The sequence below is a fragment of the Martinezella lusitana genome, assembly GCF_010668395.1.
GTDB classification, from domain to species: Bacteria; Pseudomonadota; Alphaproteobacteria; order Rhizobiales; family Rhizobiaceae; genus Rhizobium; species Rhizobium lusitanum_A.
Map to the genome: position 1 here is coordinate 43,375 of NZ_WUEY01000011.1, position 15,762 is coordinate 59,136.

The following is a 15,762-nucleotide window of genomic DNA, read 5'->3' on the forward strand; positions in this document are numbered from 1 at the left end:
CGTGAGCCCTACCGGGCATGGCAGGGTTCCGTCCGGCCGAAACCCTGCAGCTGGCTTCAATGCGAACGCCACGCCTGCGACGTGCGGGGATCGCGATACATGGACCCGTCCTTCATGATCATGTCGAATTTCGAGGGACCGACCAGAACGGACTGATCCAGCAGCGGATTCCCGTCGACAAGCAGGATGTCCGCCAAGGCACCCTCGGAAATCACGCCGAGCTCGCCCTTGTGACCCATGAGGTCGCCGCCAACAGCCGTTGCACATTTCAACGCTTCAGCCGGGCTGTAGCCGAAAAACTTGACGAAATGGCCGATATCCCGGGCGTTCTGCCCCATCGGCGTAATGGTGAAACCATAGTCTCCGCCGACGACGACGCGCATGCCGCGTCTGCGCATTTCGTGATAGGTGGCAACCGTATGCTCAAGCTTTCTCGGCAGCCCCATTCTGTCGACCACGTCTTTCGTCAGCCCGACGACATCCCCCTCGAATACCGAATTATGCACAAGGCCGAAGGCCGGGCCGACGATCACGCGATCCTTGGCCGCCTCTAGCATGTCGAGCGCTTCCTCATCGGCAAAATCGCAATGATAGATGCAGTCGACGCCGGCCCGCACCGCCCGCTTTACCGACTCCGCCGCCCGGCTATGGCAGGCGACGCGCTTTCCCCAATCATGGGCGGTCTCCACTCCGATACGCAGCTCCTCTTCCGACAGAGACACGATTTCCGCTCTGGCATGCCCCACGAACTCGTCGCCGGAAACGTTGAACTTCACGTTGTCGACGTTTTCCCTGCAGCAAAGCCGAACAGCGCGCCGTATCTCGTCCGGCCCATCCGCGAGCATCCCGAAGCTTTCAGCATGCATATGCGCCTTGCGTTCGTCGCCGAGACCTCCGGTCACGGTGATTTCGGGGCCGGCCGCCTTGTAGCGCGGGCCGGCAAGATAGCCATCCTCGATTTCCTGGCGGACGACGACGTCGATGCGCAGCTTCGCGGAGGCGGCGGAATAGCATGACGTGAAACCGTGGTTGAGGATCATCGTGGCGTTGCGGCAGGTTTTGAGCAGATGCTCCTCTGGCGGGATCTCGCCGAGGTCCTGGTTTCGCGTCGGTCCGACAAAGGAAAGATGGCAATGGCCCTCCACGAGGCCGGGCATCAGAAAGCGCTGACGGCCATCGATCACTTCGGCGGCGTTCTCGCTGCTGATCTGGTTCGAGCCCCGCGCGACGGTCCTGATCCGGTTGCCCTCGACGAGCACCTCGCCGTTGTAGGCTTCGTCATTGATGCCGTCCCAGACCGTGACGTTTCGAAATAGATAAGAGCCCATTCTTTTCCTCCACATGGTTCCGCCGGTCGTTCTGGCGGCAGGTGGCGAGAAGGATATGAGGGCGGTTTCGAACTCGCCACGCCGTTTCATGGTGGGGAGTCGTCCATTTGAGACACATCAATTGACGGAAGACGCTCTCTTGTCTTCTGTGCAGGCATACCTTGCCAATTCTGGATTGACCCATGTCTGAGACCGATCCGTTCCGTATCCGGGCGCATGTTCCCGAATTCGATCTCATCTCCGAGGAATATCGCCGGGCAAGCGATGCCGCACGATCACGATGGTCGGCGAGGACCGATATGGCCTATGGTCCCGGTCCTTCCGATCGTCTCGACCTGTTCTTCCCCGAGAATGCGGATGGCAGGTGCCCGATCCATATCTTCGTTCACGGCGGATATTGGCGGGCAAACGTCAAGGAAGACTATGCCTTCATCGCGAACACGGTTTGCGCCGCAGGCTCGATCGCCGCCATAGTGGAATACGGCCGGCTCCCCAAAATGAGGATGGCCGCGCTGGTCGAGCAGGTTCGCGGCGCGGTACGCTGGCTGGAACGCAACGCCTCGAGTTTCGGCGGAAATCCCGAGGCGATATCGGCAAGTGGTCATTCCGCCGGGGCGCATCTCGCCTTCTATCTCACCGCCCGCGGGCCGTCCGAGACCGGCTTTCAGCCGACACCGGTCAAATCGATCCTTCTGGTCAGCGGAATTTATGATCTACGACCGATCGTCTCCAGCTTCCTGCAGGCCGAAATATCGCTGCGGGATGACGAGACCGTGGAATGGTCTCCGCTCAATTCGAAGCCTCGCCCCGGCACGTGCATCACGATCGCGGTCGGCGGCAAGGAAACGAGGCCCTTCATCGAACAGGCGCAAGCCCTTGCAAACATGACTTCATCAAGCCTTCAGCTTCATATCCGGGGCGCCGATCACATGTCGATCGTACGCGACATGGGCGACGCGAGCACGCAGATGGGATGTCATTTTCGAGAGTTTCTGGAGACCGAGGCGTCAATCCGGGGATACTGATGCGCCATCGGTCACACGTCCGTTGCCGTGTCCCGTCCCTCAGCCCGGCATTCGCGAACCCAAATCCTGGTCTTGCGCCGAACCCTCGACAAGGTGTGTCAGCTCGTCCACCAGGCTGATGCGATTTCCGCAAAACTGATAGTAGGCGACCACTTTGAGGCGAATGCGCTCGCCGCCGGTCTTCACGGCTTCGGCAATGTGAACCGTCGCCGCGGAAACTCCGTCGGTAACGATGTGCTCGAACGTAACGCTGCTCGAAACAAGGCTGGCTTTGAGCGCCTCGCTGTGACGAAGGAAACCTTCATAGTCGAGCTGCTTGCCATCGACACGCTGGATGCAGTCGGGCGTCAGCAGTTCGGCGAATTGCTCCGCCTTGGTGGCTGGATTGGTGAAGGCGTCAAACATGCGGCGGAGCAGGTCGTGGACTTCCTCTTGTGTCATGGCGGTCTTGGTCATGGTTGGGTTCTCCGTGGTGCTTCATGAGTTGCGACGATCTCGTATCTAGCTCGAAGGATTTTGCGCTGCTAACGTATTCAGGCCATTCAATACGGGTTTGAGGCCATGCGCGATTTCCTGATCGATCCCCTTCGTCTTGATTCAACGGCGGAACCGGTGATCCTTGCCACCCGCCGGCAACAGGGCGAAATGCGGCGCACCGATCGACATGGCCATGCGCGCGGTCAATTGCTTGGTACGATGCAGGGCCTGATCGCGCTGGGGACCGATGACGGTCGCTGGCTCATTCCGCCCATCAACGCGATATGGCTTCCCCCGCATGTCGAGCACGAGTTTGTTTCACACGGCGCCTTCCACGGTTGGAGCGTGTATGTGGCGGAAGCTGCCTGCCTCGCCCTGCCGGACAGGCCGCGCGTCATCCGCCTTTCGGGCCTGTTGAACGAGGCGGTAGCCCGTGCGGCGAATTGGCCGGGCGGATCGCTTACTCCGGCGCAGGAACGCATCGCCGGCGTCATTCTGGATGAGATCGCCGCCACGCCGGAAGAGGCATTTGAATTGCCGATGCCGACCGATCCGCGACTGCAGAAAATTGCGCGATCTCTTGCCGATGATCCGGCAACACGGCAGCACATGGCGGATTGGGCCGCTTTTGCGGGTATTGCACCGCGTACCTTGAGCCGGCGATTCGTGTTGGAAACCGGCCTGACATTCAGCGCCTGGCGACAGCGCGCGCTGCTATTGCGATCCCTGGAAATGCTGGCGGCCGGAAACTCGGTCACCACCATTGCTTTCGATCTGGGTTACGAAACGGTGAGTGCCTTCATCGAATTGTTCCGCGGCCATTTCGGCACGACACCCGCGCGCTACTTCAAGCGCGGGCACACCTGAACGAAGATACCAGCGGAGGGAGTCCGGATCGCCATCGGACGCGCCGGTGTCGGCGTGAATATTGCGCGCGAATGAATGTAGTGGTCGCGCAATTTCAATCTCAGGAAAGCAATGGCTGCTTCTCATGGAAATCCGAGAATAGCTCGAGGGGCGCATGGGAATCGAAGCCTCCATGCACTTGAGCAAGGGATAAACTCCTAGGTTGCAGATCGTTCGCCAGCAATCGAAATCATCATCAGGCGCTGCAACCTAGGTTCGAATTGCAAATTGACAGCTTTCGTCTCGTGGGCACTCGAAAACATAAAAGCGCAACAAGAACGCGAACGTTACATGGAATTCTACATACGCGCTAAACTAAACTACCCGCCTCAGGTATTGCAATCCGGTTCACGAAGTAAAGAAAGCGTAAAACCACATGCTAAAGTCTTTGTTAAGTATTATAGATTAATAAAATTGAGAATACTAATTTTACGAATTCGAACGAATTAGCCCCCCGCGTTGAATAAATCAGTGGTTGAATAGCCGGAAGGATATGACGGTGATGTTAGGACTCCATGGTGCTGCTGGAACGATGAAAACCGGTGCGCTCGATGCGATGAGCGCCAATATCATGATTGCCGATGCCAAGCTCAACATCATCTACATCAACCCGGCCACCCGGGAGTTGCTGCAGGAAGCGGAAAGCGACCTGAAGAAGGAGCTGTCGCGCTTCGACATGTCCACCCTCGTCGGATCCAATATCGATATTTTCCATCGGAATCCGGCGCATCAGCGTGGCATGCTTGCGGCCCTGAAGTCGCAACACAAGGCGACGATAACGGTTGGCCACCGCGTCTTCGATCTGATCGTGACGCCCCTCAAGCGGGGAGAGAGCATCCTGGGTTTCGTCGTCGAATGGGCCGACGCAAGAGCGAGAATCCAAAATACCGACTATCGCAATCAGCTGCTGGCGATCAACCGCGTGCAGGCGGTGATCGAATTCACGCCGGCGGGCGAGATCGTCAGCGCCAACGATAATTTCCTGACGGCCGTCGGCTATACTCTTGCCGAGATCAAGGGCCGGAACCACCGGATGTTTCTCGAGGAAGGCGAGACGGGAGACCATCTGTTCGAGCAGCTCTGGACGGACCTCCGCGCCAACAAGCCCCATATCGGCGATATCGTGCGCTTCGGCAAAGGCGGCAGGCCCATCTATCTGAATGCCTCCTACAATCCGATCACGAACGATTCCGGAAAGGTCGTGAAAGTCGTCAAGTTCGCGACCGATGTCAGCGAACGCGTGTTCGCGGTCCGCACCGTCGGTGAGGCCCTGTCGAAGCTGGCGCTCGGCGACCTCAGCTTCTCGCTCGACCGGCCCTTCGCAAAGGACTTCGAAGCCTTGCGGGAAAACATGAACGCGGCGACGCAGCAGCTCGGCCAGACGCTCGCCTCCGTCTCCCTCTCCACCGGACTGATCGACGACGGCGCGCGCGAGATCAGCGACGGCGCCGGCAACCTGTCGCGGCGCACGGAACAGCAGGCCGCGGCGCTGGAAGAAACGGCGGCGGCCCTCGATGAGATCACCGTCAATGTCGGGAATGCCTCGAAGCGTGCCAACGAGGCTCGCCAGGCAGCCGAAATGGCCAACGTCAGCGCAAACCACTCCGGCCAGATCGTTGCCGACGCGGTCGGCGCAATGGCGCGGATCGAACAATCCTCCGACCGCATCGCCAATATCATCAGCGTCATCGATGAGATCGCCTTCCAGACGAACCTTCTGGCGCTCAATGCCGGCGTGGAGGCGGCCCGTGCCGGCGAAGCAGGCAAGGGCTTTGCCGTCGTCGCCCAGGAAGTGCGCGAGCTCGCCCAGCGCTCGGCAAAGGCGGCGAAGGAAATCAAGGAGCTGATCCGCAATTCTTCGGACGAAGTCAGGCATGGCGTGAAGCTCGTCCATGAAACGGGCGATGCGCTGAAGACGATCCAGGCCAATATCACGACGGTCAACGAGCACATGCAGGCTATCGCGGTCTCGGCGAACGAGCAGTCGACCGGGCTGTCGGAAGTCAACTCCGCCGTCAATCAGATGGATCAGGTGACGCAACAGAACGCCGCGATGGTGGAAGAGGCCACGGCCTCGAGCATGACGCTCGCCCAGGAGGCCGAAAAGCTGCGGCAGATGGTCGTGCGCTTCAAGCTGCCGGCGCAGTCAAGCCACTTGGGTGCAGCCATGGCCACATCGAACGGAGAGGCGTCCTTCGCATCGTACGGCGAGCCGAAAAAAATCGTCCGCCTGCGCGCCGGCTCGGCTGGATGAGCAGTCTTCAAGAACCGTTCGGTGGCGAGCAGCGATCCTAGTTCGTCACCCATGGAAGCCAAAGCTTCGCTGAAGCTGGGATCGCAACGATGCCGGTGCCGCAGGAGAATTTGCGGCATGCGGACCACAATCGGTCACGATTGCGGTCTGTCACGATCCAACCGGGCCTGCAATCGATCGACGGCAAATTCGGCGGCAGCACGAAGCATATCCGCCGGAGCGCCGGCCCGGGCAGCAAGCTGCAGTCCGTTCATCGTAGTTTGAATGAAGAAAGCGGTCTGGTCGGCATCGAGCCGGGGATCGATTTCACCGAGAGCCGATGCCTCGTCGATCCGCTCGACCAACTGCCGATGCAATGCGGCGCCCGCCTTGTTCTGCAGCTCCGCAAGCTCGGCGTCGTTCGTGCCGAACTCGCTCGCCGCCCCGACACCCATGCAGCCTCGTTCACGCTCGGCTCGATCGTCGACGATCAATCCCAACAGCATCGCGCGAATGCCGTCCAGAGGGGAAGGCAATGACCGGAGCCTGCCGATATGGGCATCCACGGTTCGCCGGTGATAGGCGGAAAGGGCTTGCAGATACAGTGTCCGCTTGTCGCCGAAGGTATTGTAGAGGCTTTGCCTGCCAAGGCCCATCGCAGTCCTCAGGTCGTCGGTGGATGTCCCGGCAAACCCCTTGGCCCGGAAAAGTTCGACCGCTTTGTCCAGCGCGGCGTCATGATCGAATTCTCGAGGCCTCGCCATGATCCGCTCCTTCGTCCGTTATTCGAAACCTGCGCATGTCAGCGACTCCCGTCTCGTCTGCAGGCCTCCGGTTCGATGTGGCCGTTAGTCTTTCGATGATCAAATGCCACCCACGCGCTCCTTTTCCAGTCGCGACTCTTAAGACAGTCGTCAGAATCGTGACGGAAACAGTATTGGTCTTACGACCCTCCGTGGCGCAATTCTAGCGTCATGGAAAACAACCTACTCAAGCAATCGCAACGCTCGATGACGCTCCCCAAGGGGATCTGGCATCTGCTCGCCGGCGATGCGCAACGGGACGGCAGCGACGCAATCCAGATCGCTGCGGCCTCGGCGCTGAACTGGCCCGAATTCACCTCGCTGAGCGGCGACGAGATCATGCTCGGCGAGGACGGCATGTTCCGCCTGGCTCTCTGGAGCGCCTCGACATGTTGCGCCACGCTGTTGGCCACCCGGCGCGCCACCCTGATCCTGTCGGAAGGAGACGGCGGCTGGGAAATCCAGTGTCGCGTGGTGGCCAATGCCAGCCTGCTGACGCACCAACCGCTCTCCGGATTTCTGTTGAAGCCGGTCGAGCTTTTCGATCGACGTACAGCGCGGCGCCCCCAAGATCCCGGGCGTCAGGCAGACGAGATACGCCGCGCACTGTTCGAAGCCTTTCCCGTCGGCGACGACGGTGAAAATGCGCCGTTGAGAGGGGGAGCCCCCACCCGCTAACGGCATTCACTTCTTCCCTGCCCGTTCAATCGGCTGTGTCCCGGCCGGTCGGGGAAGCTTTGTCCCAACCAGCTGACCCTCAGCAAGATCAGAAAGGAAGTAGCTATGAAACGCCTTCTCACCTCCTCGGTCGCATTCGCAGCCATTGCTCTTGGCATGTCCGGCATTGCATCCGCCGAGCCGATCAAAAATGTTGTCCTGGTTCACGGCGCATTCGCCGACGGTTCGGGATGGCGCGCCGTATCCGATATCCTCGAGCACGACGGCTATACGGTCTCGGTCGTCCAGGAGCCCGAAACGTCCCTGGCGGACGATGCAGCGGCCACGAAAAGGATCATCCAGAGCGTCAACGCCCCCTTGATTCTCGTCGGCCACAGCTATGGCGGCGCCGTCATCACCCAGGCAGGCAACGAGCCGCAGGTGCGCGGCCTGGTCTACATCGCAGCCTTCCAGCCCGATAGCGGCGAAACCCTCGGCGACCTTCTGAAGCGGACGCCGCCGGCCGCAAATAGCGCAGTACCGGCAGGCGAAGGTTACGTGATCGTCAATCCGAAGACCTTCCATGCCGATTTCGCGGCGGACGTGCCCGCCAAGGAAGCTCACTTCATGGCGATTTCCCAGGTACCGATCAGCGTCACCGGATTCGGCACCGCAATCACCAACGCCGCCTGGCACAACAAGCCCAGCTGGTATGCCGTTGCGACGAACGATCGCATGATCAATCCGGACCTCGAGCGTTTCATGGCAAAGCGCGCGGGCAGCACCACGATCGAGGTGAAGGGTAGCCACGCCATCTACATGTCCCAGCCCCAGGCCGTGGCAAAGCTTATCGAGCAGGCCGCCAAGGACGCCAAGTAACCACGCATCGCATTCGACCCCTGCGCCACCTTCCGCTGGAAGGCGGCGCAGTTATTTTCAGCATTCCTGTCATCCTCGCAGGATCGCCCGGCACAGCTCCATCGCCCGGTGAACAGCGGGAAGCTGGCGACAGCCACGCGGGTAGATCAGCGCCAGGCGTTCGGGTGTGGGCAACAGCGCGACCGGATGCATCGCGAATCCCGGCCGCGGCACATGCAAGGCATGGATCGGCAGCAGCCCGAGCCCCACATTTCTTTCAACCAGCGTATAGATCGCCGAAATATCGGTGCTGTCGGCCACGACGGAACAGGAAACGCCCGCACTTGCAAAGGCCTCCATGATCCGCTCGTAGATGCCGCCGCCCGATCGCCGGCGCAGCAGGACGAGCGGGATATTGGCAAGCGCCTCCGGCCTGATTTCGGAACCCGCCGTCCATCGGTCGTCACCTTCCCGGCAAAGAAGCACAATGCTCATCGGAGCCAAGGCCTCGACGCCAAGTCCGAAGTTCGCGACCGGCATGTGCGTGACGGCAAAATCCAGCTGGCGCATCTCGACCATCGTTTCGAGGAGCTGAGGCTCCCCCTGCTGCAGCGAGAAGCTGACGGCGGCACCCTCTTCGCGGATCTGCGCCACCACGGTCGTGATGATCTCCAGCGAGACCTGCGTAAATCCCACCCTCAGCCGAGCGGTAAAACCGCGCCCTATCGCCCGCATGTCCTGATCGAGCGCCGAGGCGCCGCTCAGCAGTTCGGCCGCACGTTCGTATAACGTCCTGCCCGTATCCGTGACGGTCAGGCCACGGCCGGCGCGTTCGAACAGCGACACACCCCATTCCTCTTCAAGCTGCTTGATCGCCACGCTCAGATTGGGCTGGGCGACCCGCAGAACGTCGGCCGCGGCAGCCAGGGAACGATGCTCGACGACGGCACGGAAATAGGCAAGCTGTCTCAGATTCATCTACGCAACTCACTCATTATGGACAATTCAGTCCATAATGTATACACACTTCCCGCAACAGTTCAAATCCCATCGTCGGGCAGGAGTTTCCGGTGACACAAACCGTTTTCATTACTGGCGCTGCACGCGGAATAGGCGAAGCGTGCGTGCGGCAATTCCTTGCCGCCGGCTGGAACGTCTATGCGACGGCCCGCGATCCGGAGAAGATCGATGTCGCCGCAAACGAAAAGCTGGCAATGGGCCGGCTCGACGTCGGAGACGATGCCTCGATCCTGGCGGCGGTATCGGACGCGGTCTCGCGCTTCGGCGCCATCGACCTTCTGGTCAACAATGCCGGCGTCGGGCTTGGCGGCCCGGTCGAAGCGATGACCCGTGAAGAGCTGCACGCGCTGCTGGACGTGAACCTGGTCGGGGCAGCCCTGGTCACCAAGGCCGTGCTGCCCGGCATGCGGGAAAACCGGCGCGGGATGATTATCAATATCGGATCCCTGGCCGGCGCGGCCGGCCTGCCGTTCCTGGCGCCCTATTGCGCCAGCAAGTTCGCCCTGGCGGGGCTGAGCGAAGCGATGCAATACGAGCTCGCCCCTTTCGGCATTCGCGTGAAACTGATCGAGTTGACCGGAAGCCGCACACAGTTCAAGCAGCAGATCCTGCGTCACCCCGCTTATGCGTCCGGTCTCGATGCGGTGGAGATGCGGTTGAAAAAAGGCATGTCGTCGGCAAGCCCGCCCGACCTGATTGCCAGGGAGATCGTGCATATCGCCGGCTCCCCCTCCAAACGTATCCGCTACGCTCTCGGTGCCGGCAAGCGAATGTTCGGCGTGATGCAGGCCCTCCCCGAATGGATGTTTCGCTCGATGCTGTCGCGCGCATTCGGCCTGTAGCGACCGGCAGCGGGCTTCCTCTGACGCGTAACTATTTTGCGACTTCCCGCCGCCAAAGGGCGGGGCTCGAGCCGACAATTTTCCGGAACACTTTCGAAAAATGTGCCTGATCGGCAAAACCGACCAGAAGCGCGATTTCCGAAATCGGCAATATCCCTTCGTTGAGATGCTCCTTCGCCCTTTCAATTCTGGCATGGAGAAACCACTGATAGGGCGTGAGGCCCGTGGAATTGCGAAATGCACGGCAAAAATAGGGGCGCGAAAGATTGGTCAGGCTTGCCAGTTCGCTTAGCGCCACCGCCTCGCCCAGCCGGGCGCAAAGATACTCCTTGACGAGTTTCAGATGCCGGGACGAGAGGCCGCTTTTGATCTTCAGCGCAGGTATCGAGGACTGCCCCAGACAAACAAGGCGAATGAGAAGAGCCAGAGAAAGGCTATCCGCATACAGTGTCTCCAGCGGAGTGCAGCCCTCGAACTCGGCCTCGAAGAGCTTGGCGAGATGGAATATGCCAGCGTCGAAAAACAGCAGCCGCGGCGTCAGGACGGCCACCTTGATCGCATCGTTCTCCAGCGCCGCAATCGCGGCCCTGTCGAAAAGGAAGGAGATATTGCGCATGAAACGCGTGCCCTCGGAATATGCCCAAACCGTCGACTCGGCTGGTGCGAAATTCATGAGGTTCTGCGTATCGTCATTCACGAGCGTCGGCCGCGTTGGGCTTTCGCGCGCTTCGGGATGCTTGCCGACGATATCGAGCGTGACCGTCAGACGCGCAACCTCCTGGCGCAGCTCCACCCTGTAGCAGGCATCCACTTCGCTTTCCTTGATATAGGCATAGATCGAGCTCCAGGAGCGCTCGTAGAAATTGACCGTTCTGTTGCCCTGGCCGACCAGCAGCGACGGCCGTCTCCAATCCGCCAGCCTCGCTTCAGCCTTGCGGTTGTCCGATATCAGTTCCGTCACGACGGTATTGTCCCTCCCGAAGAATGCTGTGGCATGATGTTTGGCCGGATTTTATCGAGGCCTCTCCCTCAGCCGTCGATCCGCCAACAGCCGGCCGGATCGCGTCCGGCCAAAGCTTTGCATGTATGGGATCGAAGCGGCTTGAACGACGGCACGCGCGCTGCTTGTCCAGCCTGGCGGGCTAACACGCCCAGGCCCTCGAACGTCAGCGATCGACGTCAGTTCTGTCGCATTCCGATCCCTGTCAGACGTCGCCGGCTGCCACCGCCAGCCACGTCACAAGTTTCATCGGTTCCCGTCCCCCGCAACCTCCCTCTCCGGCTTCTCCTGCCCTGAACGCTCTCGGGCCAAACGGCCTTGAAATCTACTCCCGGAACTCCCTGCGCCAGCTGCCCGGCGAGATGCCGTGAACGCTCGTGAAAATACGGGTGAGATGGCTCTGGTCGGCAAAGCCGCAAGCGACGGCGATCTCGGCGATGGTGGCCGTGCCGAGCAGCATCTGCTTTGCCATTTCGATCTTGTGTTCGAGCAGCCAACGATGCGGCGTGCGGCCTGTCGACTTTTTGAAAGCGCGGATGAAATAGCTGGTCGACAATCCGCATTGATCGGCAATCTCCGATATTCCCACACGGTCGTTTGCGGCGGCCGCCAGAAAACTCGTGGCAAGATTGAGCTGCCGGTTGGAAAGACCGCCGCGATGTATCGCCGGCAGGTTGAGGCCGCCATACCGCGTCAGTAGATGCGATTGAAGTGCGAGCAGGATATGGTCGATGAACAGCGTGGAGGTGTGCTTCGGTTCGTTCAGTGCCGGAAGCAACGCTATCGCAAGACCCTGAACGACGGGGTCGAACTGCCCCTGACGGCTGTCCAGCCCGTCGAATCGCGGACATCCCGCGGCATAGCTGAATTCCGAAAGCGCCTGCCGGGAGACATTGAACCGGATATTGTCGAACGACGAACGATGATGGCAACGCCAAAGATCGCGAAGGTCCGTTATGGAGAGCGCGCCGACGTCATGCCCGCCATCGTATATAAGCTTGCCGTCCCGCCAAAGATGATGATGCTCGAACGGCTTGAGCTGGGTGATGATGCTGTAGGCTTCGGCCTGAGGAAGCGATTTGCTCTCGGCGTGATCTGTATGTTCGCTGCGCATGCGAAGAACGCTGACCGAACTGGATTGAAGCGACGATATCTGCGGTCGCGCAGCCAACACTACCTACCCCACCTAAGCCTGCCCAATTTTGGTATCTTCACACAGGCGCTCACCCGAGTCCATCGTGGTTTCCGCCTTTGCCGGCAACCACGATTGAAAGAGGTCCGGAAAGCCTCACCTTATCAACTGCTTACACATATAGCCGGGCAGCGCTTCGACATTTCACGCGAACTGGATGTCGTGTCGAATACTCTTCGTTGCATCGGCTGCGAAGCTTTGCCGTCGCCGGTAAAACTCTGAGCAATTTTCGACCAATCAGGGTCATAAATGACAATCCGGTTCCAGAATGAGCAATTACGGTCGCGGGCAGGCTCAGACTTCTGGCGGAACGTCGGAGGCTGACGAGAGGAGTGCAGTTCGCTCTTGCAGAGGCCTTAAGAAACGGGAGTACCATGATGTCGAAATATCTCGAAGTTCTCACCCCGCAAAATTCCCAGATCATCTTTATCGACCAGCAGCCTCAGATGGCATTCGGCGTCCAGTCGATCGATCGGCAGACGCTCAAGAACAATGTCGTGGCTCTGGCGAAGGCGGCCAAGGTATTTGGCGTTCGGCGACAATTACGACGGTCGAGACGGATGCTTTTTCGGGCAACACCTATCCTGAACTTCTGGGCGTCTATCCTGAGCACCAGATACTCGAGCGCAGCTCGATGAACTCGTGGGACGATCAGAACGTCCGCGATGCGCTGGCGAAGAACGCCGCGAACGGCCGCAAGAAGGTGGTCGTCGCCGGCCTCTGGACCGAAGTCTGCAATACGACCTTCGCGCTCTCCTGCATGCATGACACCGATTACGAGATCTACATGGTTGCCGACGCTTCCGGCGGCACCTCCGCAGACGCGCATAAATTCGCCATGGACCGCATGGTTCAGGCCGGCGTCGTGCCGGTGACCTGGCAACAGGTCATGCTGGAATGGCAGCGTGACTGGGCCCGCCGTGAAAGTTACGACGCCGTGATGGCGATCGTGAAGGAACATTCCGGCGCCTACGGCATGGGCGTGGACTATGCCTATACGCATGTTCACAAGGCGCCCGAGCGGGTCAAGCATGGCGAGCGCATCGGCCCCAATCCCGCCAAGTAGTCGCTCCGTGTCCTGATCGGCAAGGGCGGAGAGAGCCAACAACTCCGCTCTTGCCGAAGTCATCTGGCAGGCTGGGACGAGGCTGTTCCACCCGTTCCAGCAAGCGAGATCGCCTTCAACGACCGTGCAAGTCCGGATTTCAATGGCCGGGCGGCTTTCACAGCGCAGCGTGAAAGGAGCTAATCATGAAAGTCTACCTATTTTCCTTCGGAGCCGGCCTTCTCGTCGGGGTCATCTACAATCTGCTGAATGTCCGCTCGCCAGCGCCGCCGCTCATTGCCCTTATCGGCCTTCTCGGCATCCTCATCGGCGAGCAGATTGTGCCGGTCGGTAAGCAATTGCTGTCGGGAACGGCCTTCGCGGCGGCATGCGAGAAGTCCTATGCCATAGCGCATATTTTCGGACAGCTCCCGGGCCGGCAGGCCTCTGCCCAGACGGAAGCGAGCGAGGAGAAACGTTCATGACTGCACATGACGCAGCCGACATCATCCTGCATCACGGCCTGATCACCACGCTCGACCGTTCAAAGCCTGTGGCAAGCGCGGTTGCGATCAAGGACGGCAAGTTCCTTGAGATCGGGCATGACGTCGAGATCATGGCGCACGCCGGTCCCGGCACGAAAATCGTCGACCTCAAGGGCAAGCGCGTGCTGCCGGGCCTGATCGACAACCACACCCATGTCGTGCGCGGCGGCCTGAACTTCAACATGGAACTGCGCTGGGACGGCGTGCGGTCGCTGGCGGACGCCATGGACATGCTGAAGCGCCAGGTGGCCGTCACCCCGCCGCCGCAATGGGTGCGCGTCGTCGGCGGCTTCACCGAGCACCAGTTCGCCGAGAAGCGCCTGCCGACCATCGACGAGATCAACGCGATCGCCCCGGACACGCCGGTGTTCCTGCTCCATCTCTACGACCGCGCCCTGCTCAATGCCGCAGCGTTGCGCGCCGTCGGCTATACCAGGGACACGCCGCAGCCTCCGGGCGGCGAGATCACCCGCGATGCGGCCGGCAACCCGACCGGCCTGCTGCTGGCCAAGCCGAATGCCGGCATCCTCTATGCCACGCTTGCCAAGGGACCGAAACTGCCCTTCGACTATCAGGTCAATTCCACCCGTCACTTCATGCGCGAGTTGAACCGCTTGGGCGTCACCGGCGTCATCGATGCCGGCGGCGGCTTCCAGAACTACCCCGACGACTATGCCGTTATCCAGAAGCTGTCGGACGAGAACCAGCTGACGGTGCGTCTCGCCTACAACCTCTTCACCCAGAAGCCGAAGCAGGAAAAGGAAGATTTTCTCAACTGGACGTCTTCGGTCAAATACAAGCAAGGCAACGATTACTTCCGCCACAACGGCGCCGGCGAGATGCTGGTGTTCTCGGCGGCCGATTTCGAGGACTTCCGCCAGCCGCGTCCCGACATGCCGCCGGAGATGGAGGGCGAGCTGGAAGAGGTCGTGCGGGTTCTCGCCGAGAACCGCTGGCCCTGGCGCCTGCACGCCACCTATGACGAAACGATCTCGCGTGCCCTCGACGTCTTCGAGAAGGTCAACCAGGATATTCCGCTCGAAGGGCTGAACTGGTTCTTCGACCACGCCGAGACGATCTCCGACCAGTCGATCGACCGCATCGCCGCGCTTGGCGGCGGCATCGCCACCCAGCATCGCATGGCCTATCAGGGCGAGTATTTCGTCGAGCGCTATGGCCATGGGGCCGCCGAAGCCACCCCGCCGATCGCCCGCATGCTGGAAAAGGGCGTGCATGTGTCCGCCGGCACCGACGCCACCCGCGTCGCCTCCTACAATCCATGGGTCTCGCTGTCGTGGATGGTCACCGGCAAGACGGTGGGCGGGATGCAGCTCTATCCCCGCGCCAATTGCCTCGACCGCGAGACGGCGCTCAGGATGTGGACGGAGAAGGTCACCTGGTTCTCCAACGAGGAAGGCAAGAAGGGGCGCATCGAGGCAGGGCAACTGGCCGACCTCATCGTGCCGGACAAGGATTTCTTCGCCTGCGCCGAGGACGAGATCTCCTTCCTCACCTCCGAGCTCACCATGGTCGGCGGCAGGATCGTCTATGGCGCCGGCCCCTTCGCCAGCCTCGACGACAACCCCGTGCCGCCCGCCATGCCGGACTGGTCGCCGGTTCGCAGCTTCAAGGGCTATGCCGCCTGGGGCGAGCCGGACCATGCCGGCAAGCATTCCCTCAATCCACGCATGATCGCCTCCTGCGGCTGCGCCAACGACTGCAACCTGCATGGCCATGCCCACGCCAATGCCTGGGCATCGAAGCTTCCCATCAAGGACCTCAAGGGCTTCTTCGGGGCGCTCGGGTGCTCCTGCTGGGCCGTTTGAGGCAA

General features: G+C 60.7%; 14 protein-coding genes and 1 pseudogene. 9 read left to right on the forward strand and 6 right to left on the reverse strand.

Features of this window, described 5'->3' with window-relative positions; translation table 11 throughout:
* Positions 1-56: 56 nt before the first annotated feature.
* On the reverse strand, positions 57-1,328 hold the full coding sequence (locus tag GR212_RS21885) for a metal-dependent hydrolase family protein (protein WP_163989355.1): 1,272 nt from the start codon (positions 1,326-1,328) through the stop codon (positions 57-59).
* A gap of 182 nt (positions 1,329-1,510) precedes the next feature.
* Here GR212_RS21885 and GR212_RS21890 point away from each other — a divergent pair, with 182 nt between their 5' ends.
* Positions 1,511-2,353: an alpha/beta hydrolase gene (locus GR212_RS21890; protein ID WP_163989358.1), complete on the forward strand. Its 843-nt coding sequence runs from the start codon at positions 1,511-1,513 to the stop codon at positions 2,351-2,353.
* A gap of 39 nt (positions 2,354-2,392) precedes the next feature.
* Here GR212_RS21890 and GR212_RS21895 read toward each other — a convergent pair whose 3' ends face one another.
* Positions 2,393-2,809: a nuclear transport factor 2 family protein gene (locus GR212_RS21895; RefSeq protein ID WP_163989360.1), complete on the reverse strand. Its 417-nt coding sequence runs from the start codon at positions 2,807-2,809 to the stop codon at positions 2,393-2,395.
* Between the two features lie 105 nt (positions 2,810-2,914).
* On the opposite strand from GR212_RS21895, the gene GR212_RS21900 reads away from it, so the two are divergent.
* Positions 2,915-3,697 carry an AraC family transcriptional regulator gene (locus tag GR212_RS21900; protein WP_163989369.1) on the forward strand — a complete coding sequence of 261 codons (783 nt, stop codon included), beginning with the start codon at positions 2,915-2,917 and terminating at the stop codon, positions 3,695-3,697.
* 541 nt (positions 3,698-4,238) lie between these two features.
* On the forward strand, positions 4,239-5,990 hold the full coding sequence (locus GR212_RS21905) for a methyl-accepting chemotaxis protein (RefSeq protein ID WP_163989371.1): 1,752 nt from the start codon (positions 4,239-4,241) through the stop codon (positions 5,988-5,990).
* A 134-nt stretch (positions 5,991-6,124) separates the two neighbouring features.
* On the opposite strand, the gene GR212_RS21910 is transcribed toward GR212_RS21905, so the two are convergent.
* Positions 6,125-6,733: a TetR/AcrR family transcriptional regulator gene (locus GR212_RS21910; protein ID WP_163989373.1), complete on the reverse strand. Its 609-nt coding sequence runs from the start codon at positions 6,731-6,733 to the stop codon at positions 6,125-6,127.
* A gap of 210 nt (positions 6,734-6,943) precedes the next feature.
* On the opposite strand from GR212_RS21910, the gene GR212_RS21915 reads away from it, so the two are divergent.
* Together GR212_RS21915 and GR212_RS21920 are read left to right on the forward strand one after the other, a co-directional pair.
* The gene (locus GR212_RS21915) at positions 6,944-7,450 is read left to right on the forward strand and encodes a hypothetical protein (RefSeq protein ID WP_163989376.1); all 507 of its coding nucleotides are present in this window, start codon (positions 6,944-6,946) and stop codon (positions 7,448-7,450) included.
* 105 nt (positions 7,451-7,555) lie between these two features.
* Positions 7,556-8,308: an alpha/beta fold hydrolase gene (locus tag GR212_RS21920; RefSeq protein WP_163989378.1), complete on the forward strand. Its 753-nt coding sequence runs from the start codon at positions 7,556-7,558 to the stop codon at positions 8,306-8,308.
* 69 nt (positions 8,309-8,377) lie between these two features.
* Here GR212_RS21920 and GR212_RS21925 read toward each other — a convergent pair whose 3' ends face one another.
* A complete protein-coding gene (locus tag GR212_RS21925) occupies positions 8,378-9,265 on the reverse strand; it encodes a LysR family transcriptional regulator (RefSeq protein ID WP_163989380.1) in 888 nt (295 codons plus the stop codon).
* A gap of 92 nt (positions 9,266-9,357) precedes the next feature.
* On the opposite strand from GR212_RS21925, the gene GR212_RS21930 reads away from it, so the two are divergent.
* Positions 9,358-10,149, forward strand: a complete 792-nt coding sequence (locus tag GR212_RS21930) for an SDR family NAD(P)-dependent oxidoreductase (protein WP_163989382.1) — start codon at positions 9,358-9,360, stop codon at positions 10,147-10,149.
* A 31-nt stretch (positions 10,150-10,180) separates the two neighbouring features.
* Here the strand turns inward: GR212_RS21930 and GR212_RS21935 are convergent, their stop codons facing one another.
* Positions 10,181-11,110 carry a helix-turn-helix domain-containing protein gene (locus tag GR212_RS21935; protein WP_163989384.1) on the reverse strand — a complete coding sequence of 310 codons (930 nt, stop codon included), beginning with the start codon at positions 11,108-11,110 and terminating at the stop codon, positions 10,181-10,183.
* A gap of 364 nt (positions 11,111-11,474) precedes the next feature.
* Positions 11,475-12,263 (reverse strand): AraC family transcriptional regulator, encoded by a 789-nt coding sequence (locus GR212_RS21940; RefSeq protein ID WP_163989386.1) that lies wholly within the window; start codon positions 12,261-12,263, stop codon positions 11,475-11,477.
* A 455-nt stretch (positions 12,264-12,718) separates the two neighbouring features.
* Between GR212_RS21940 and GR212_RS21945 the strand changes: the two are divergent.
* From GR212_RS21945 to GR212_RS21955, 3 genes and pseudogenes are all read left to right on the forward strand, one after another.
* Positions 12,719-13,407: pseudogene (locus tag GR212_RS21945) on the forward strand (hydrolase).
* Between the two features lie 185 nt (positions 13,408-13,592).
* Positions 13,593-13,871 (forward strand): XapX domain-containing protein, encoded by a 279-nt coding sequence (locus GR212_RS21950; protein ID WP_163989387.1) that lies wholly within the window; start codon positions 13,593-13,595, stop codon positions 13,869-13,871.
* A complete protein-coding gene (locus GR212_RS21955) occupies positions 13,868-15,757 on the forward strand; it encodes an amidohydrolase (protein ID WP_163989390.1) in 1,890 nt (629 codons plus the stop codon). The genes GR212_RS21950 and GR212_RS21955 overlap by 4 nt, the downstream gene beginning before the upstream one ends.
* Positions 15,758-15,762: the final 5 nt, after the last annotated feature.

What these genes read in the sequence shown, in the direction of transcription:
- GR212_RS21885 (WP_163989355.1), bottom strand. Translation starts at nt 1,328, where the DNA reads ATGGGCTCTTATCTATTTCGAAACGTCACGGTCTGGGACGGCATCAAT.
- GR212_RS21890 (WP_163989358.1), top strand. Translation starts at nt 1,511, where the DNA reads ATGTCTGAGACCGATCCGTTCCGTATCCGGGCGCATGTTCCCGAATTC.
- GR212_RS21895 (WP_163989360.1), bottom strand. Translation starts at nt 2,809, where the DNA reads ATGACCAAGACCGCCATGACACAAGAGGAAGTCCACGACCTGCTCCGC.
- GR212_RS21900 (WP_163989369.1), top strand. Translation starts at nt 2,915, where the DNA reads ATGCGCGATTTCCTGATCGATCCCCTTCGTCTTGATTCAACGGCGGAA.
- GR212_RS21905 (WP_163989371.1), top strand. Translation starts at nt 4,239, where the DNA reads ATGTTAGGACTCCATGGTGCTGCTGGAACGATGAAAACCGGTGCGCTC.
- GR212_RS21910 (WP_163989373.1), bottom strand. Translation starts at nt 6,733, where the DNA reads ATGGCGAGGCCTCGAGAATTCGATCATGACGCCGCGCTGGACAAAGCG.
- GR212_RS21915 (WP_163989376.1), top strand. Translation starts at nt 6,944, where the DNA reads ATGGAAAACAACCTACTCAAGCAATCGCAACGCTCGATGACGCTCCCC.
- GR212_RS21920 (WP_163989378.1), top strand. Translation starts at nt 7,556, where the DNA reads ATGAAACGCCTTCTCACCTCCTCGGTCGCATTCGCAGCCATTGCTCTT.
- GR212_RS21925 (WP_163989380.1), bottom strand. Translation starts at nt 9,265, where the DNA reads ATGAATCTGAGACAGCTTGCCTATTTCCGTGCCGTCGTCGAGCATCGT.
- GR212_RS21940 (WP_163989386.1), bottom strand. Translation starts at nt 12,263, where the DNA reads ATGCGCAGCGAACATACAGATCACGCCGAGAGCAAATCGCTTCCTCAG.
- GR212_RS21950 (WP_163989387.1), top strand. Translation starts at nt 13,593, where the DNA reads ATGAAAGTCTACCTATTTTCCTTCGGAGCCGGCCTTCTCGTCGGGGTC.
- GR212_RS21955 (WP_163989390.1), top strand. Translation starts at nt 13,868, where the DNA reads ATGACTGCACATGACGCAGCCGACATCATCCTGCATCACGGCCTGATC.